Source organism: Rahnella sp. P4_A8 (genome assembly GCF_056402435.1).
Genome location: NZ_JBFUHK010000130.1, coordinates 1 through 4,367, shown reverse-complemented (window position 1 = coordinate 4,367; position 4,367 = coordinate 1). Strand labels below are relative to the sequence as shown.

The following is a 4,367-nucleotide window of genomic DNA, read 5'->3' as shown; positions in this document are numbered from 1 at the left end:
GGCAGGAACTGTGGGGTATCCTGCTGAGTTATAACCTTATTCGTTACCAGATGATCAAGATGGCGTTCAGCCTGAAGGGAGATTATCTGCCTTATCAGCTGAGTTTTAGCGGTGCAGTGTCGGAGATATTACGGTTGTTAATCGGGCTGCCGTGGGCATCAGCGGGAGCCATCCCGGGTCATCTGAAGCATTTTTACAGCAACGCAGCGATGCTAAARCTGCCCTCGAGACGTGAGCGTGAATATGCCAGGGAAGTGAGAGAAAAAAGGTCGAAATATCCCTTAAAAAACAATGCCGGTCACCTTAARTGACCGGCATTAAGCCAGACGGCTGGTTTTATATTTTTTGCAGAGGTGCCATCACCGGAGGGTCAAAGCACTGCTTGTTTAAGCTTATCCAGCCAAGTGTCAATACGCTCTTCTGTCAGGTCGTATTGATTTTCCTGATCCAGTGGCAGGCCGACAAACTCATTGTTTTCCAGCAGTGCAGCGGAAAACGAGAATTTATAGCCTTCACGCGGCCAGTTACCGACAACACAGGCGCCACGCTCAATGACGAGGTCATAGAGGATCCGCATTGCGCTAACAAAATTTTTGGAATAGTTAAGCTGATCGCCCAGCCCAAACAATGCCACCGTCTTACCGCTCAGATCAGCTTCAGACAGCGTGTTGGTGAACTCCTGCCAGGAGTCGTACTGACTGCCTGCATCCACACCAGGTAGCTCCCCATCGCCCAGTGTTGGCGTACCTAACAGCAAGACCGGGTAGGATAAAAACTGTTCGCGGGTTGCGCGCCGGACATCCAGGGGCGCGTCGGCAATCCCGTCTAGTTTCTGGTGGATAAGCTTCGCAACTTTTCTTGTTTGTCCGGTATCAGACCCAAAAAAAATACCGATGGTAGCCATAATCATCTCCTGATATATCACATGTTTATTAAAAGATTAGTGCCATGACGACTCGCCGTTTTCTCTCAGGATGACGCGAGTTTTTTATAGCCTTCAAGTCTTTCGCGTGCATCGTCTTCGGTCTTTTTAAACAGAGACTCGGCAAATTCCGGATACAGCTTTTTCAATGACGAGTAGCGCACTTCGCCTGCCAGAAACGCCTGGAAATCCTCTTCAGGTTCCTCAGAATCGAGAATGAACGGGTTTTTACCGGCCTCTTTCAGTTGCGGGTGATAACGGTAATTAGCCCAATATCCTGCCTCGACAGCGCGCCTGGCTTCACGCTGACTGCATCCCATACCGATACGCAAACCGTGGTTGATGCAGGCCGCGTAAGCGATAATGAGGGAAGGTCCCGGATACGCCTCGGCTTCGGCAATTGCCCGCAATGTCTGATTTTTGTCGGCCCCCATTGCGATTTGTGCGACATACACGTAGCCGTAACTCATCGCCATCATGCCCAGATCTTTCTTTCGGGTTTTCTTGCCGCTGGCAGCGAATTGCGCAATGGCTGCCGCTGGCGTCGATTTAGACGACTGACCGCCCGTGTTGGAATAGACCTCGGTATCAAATACCAGAACATTGACATCCTTACCCGATGCCAGCACATGATCCAACCCTCCGAAGCCGATATCGTAGGCCCAGCCGTCACCGCCAAATATCCAGTGAGAACGCTTCGCCAGATAATCGCGGTGGGCATAGATACTGTCGGTGTGCGGATTTTTCCCTGGCGTCTGCGAAGCCAGAAGTGCCACTACTTTTTCAGCCCGCTCACGGGTGCCTTCGCCCTGATCTTTATTTGCCAGCCAGTCACTCAGACAGGCTGACAGTTCTGCATCCAGTGGCGCATCCGGCGCATTGTCGAGCGCCGCTTTAACCTGTGTGGCGAGGGTATCGCGAATCGCATCCACACCCAGCAGCATGCCAAGGCCAAACTCGGCGTTATCTTCAAAAAGTGAGTTGGCCCAGGTCGGCCCTTGCCCTTTGTGGTTAGTGGTATAAGGAATAGAAGGTGCGCTCGCGCCCCAGATCGATGAACATCCGGTCGCATTGGCAATCATCATTCTGTCGCCAAATAACTGAGTCACCAGTTTGGCGTAAGGCGTTTCACCGCAACCCCCGCAGGCGCCGGAGAACTCCAGCAGAGGCTGTTCAAACTGGCTGCCTTTCACGGTGAATTTATTTTGCGGATTGGCTTTGGGTGTCAGGCTGAGCGCATATTCCCACAGATCAATTTCGTGTTCCTGCGATTCCAGCGGTTGCATCGACAGCGCCTTGCCTTTGACCGGGCAGACATCCGCACAGTTACCGCAACCGGAGCAATCGAGCGGAGAAACGGCGAGGCGGTACCAGGCATCTTCTGTTCCGCTGGCCAGTTTGGCGCTGAACCCTGCCGGTGCATTTTGCCTCTCTTCTTCAGAAATCAGGACAGGGCGGATAGCCGCATGCGGGCAGATAAAGGCACATTGGTTACATTGAGTACATTTGTCCGTCTGCCACACAGGCACGTTAATCGCCACCCCGCGTTTTTCATATGCCGACGTGCCGGACGGGAAGGTGCCGTCCTCGATGCCATCAAAAATGCTGACCGGCAACGAATCCCCTTCCTGACGGTTCATCGGGATCAGARTATCTTTAATAAATGCAGGCAGCATCTTGTGTGGCACCACGTTGTCCTCAAGGTGCTTCCACGCCTGCGGCACGCTGATTTTCACCACCGATTCAATGCCGCTGTCCACCGCAAGATTGTTCATATCGACAACTTTCTGACCTTTATTACCGTACACATGCTCAATACTTTGTTTCAGGTATTCCACTGCGCGGGCCGGGGGAATGATGTCTGCCAGTTTGAAGAAAGCCGATTGCATGATCATATTAAAGCGCCCGCCCAGCCCCAGTTTTTGGGCTATTCCGACCGCATTGACGATATAAAACTGAATATCGTATGCCGCGATATAGCGCTTCATGGCAACGGGCAGTTTTTCGTCCAGCTCCGCAACATCCCAGCTACAGTTGAGCAGGAAGGTTCCACCCGGTTTCAGCCCTGCCAGCAGGTGATATTTGTTAACGAAGGATTGTTGTGAGCATGAAATAAAATCAGCTTTATCGATTAAATACGGGGATTTGATCGGGCTATGACCAAAGCGCAGATGCGACATCGTGACGCCGCCGGACTTTTTAGAGTCATAAGCAAAATAGGCCTGCGCATACATATCGGTTTTGTCGCCGATAATTTTGATGGCACTTTTATTGGCCCCGACGGTCCCGTCTGAACCCAGTCCCCAGAATTTACAGGCGGTCGTTTCGCTGGCTGAGGTATCAAGATCACGACCTGAGAGCGGCAATGAGGTAAAGGTGACATCGTCGTTGATCCCCACCGTAAAGCCATCGCGCGGACGTTCAGAAAGCAGATTATCGAAGATAGAAATAATATGAGAAGGCAGAATATCTTTACCGCCCAGCGCGTAGCGGCCGCCGACAATCACCGGGCGCCAGTCGCTGTTATAAAACGCACTTTTCACGTCAAGATACAGCGGTTCCGCCAGTGAACCCGGCTCTTTAGTCCGGTCGAGAACGGCAATATTACTGACACTTTTCGGAATGTATTTAAAGAAATGCTTCAGGGAAAAAGGTCGGTAAAGGTGCACGGTCAGCACGCCGACTTTCTCTCCGCTGGCATTAAGGTAATCCACCGTTTCCTGAATGGTTTCACACACCGACCCCATCGCGATAATCATCCGGCCAGCATCCGGCGCACCGTAATAGTTGAACAGGTGGTACTCGCGGCCGGTGAGCTTACTGATTTTGGTCATGTATGACTCCACCATTTCCGGCAGAGCCATATAGAATTTATTCGACGCTTCACGCTCCTGGAAATAAATATCCGGGTTTTGCGCCGTACCGCGTACGACGGGATGGTCCGGATGTAACGCATTCTGGCGAAAACGCGTAACAGCATCCCAGTCCAGCAACGCGGCCAGTTCTTCATAATCGAGAACTTCGATTTTCTGAATTTCGTGAGAGGTACGGAAACCATCAAAGAAGTTGATAAACGGGATACGTCCTTTGATGGCGGTCAGATGTGCCACCGCCGCCAGATCCATCACCTGCTGGACGCTGCTTTCCGCCAGCATGGCGCAACCGGTCTGGCGAACAGCCATGACATCCTGGTGATCCCCAAAGATATTTAACGAGTTGGTTGCCAGAGCACGCGCACTGACATGAAAAACGGCAGGCAGCAGTTCACCGGCAATCTTGTACATGTTAGGCGTCATTAACAACAACCCCTGCGAAGCGGTATAAGTGGTGGCCAATGCGCCGGCTTGCAAGGCACCGTGTATTGCCCCGGCAGCGCCAGACTCGGACTGCATCTCCATGACTTTTACGGTTTGACCAAACAGGTTTTTTTTACCCTGTGCGGCCC

General features: G+C 52.0%; 2 protein-coding genes and 1 pseudogene. 1 reads left to right on the top strand and 2 read right to left on the bottom strand.

Annotation, left to right across the window (positions count from 1 at the left end; translation table 11 throughout):
- Positions 1 to 311: pseudogene (locus tag AC1DUO_RS23530) on the top strand (IS4 family transposase); the annotation flags it as partial.
- Between the two features lie 59 nt (positions 312 to 370).
- Here the strand turns inward: AC1DUO_RS23530 and AC1DUO_RS23525 are convergent.
- Both AC1DUO_RS23525 and nifJ read right to left on the bottom strand, forming a co-directional pair.
- Positions 371 to 904, bottom strand: coding sequence for a flavodoxin (locus tag AC1DUO_RS23525; RefSeq protein ID WP_014683039.1), 534 nt, complete (start codon positions 902 to 904; stop codon positions 371 to 373).
- Positions 905 to 969: 65 nt separating this feature from the next.
- A partial coding sequence (gene nifJ, locus AC1DUO_RS23520; RefSeq protein ID WP_477989012.1) for a pyruvate:ferredoxin (flavodoxin) oxidoreductase occupies positions 970 to 4,367 on the bottom strand: 3,398 nt, incomplete at its 5' end.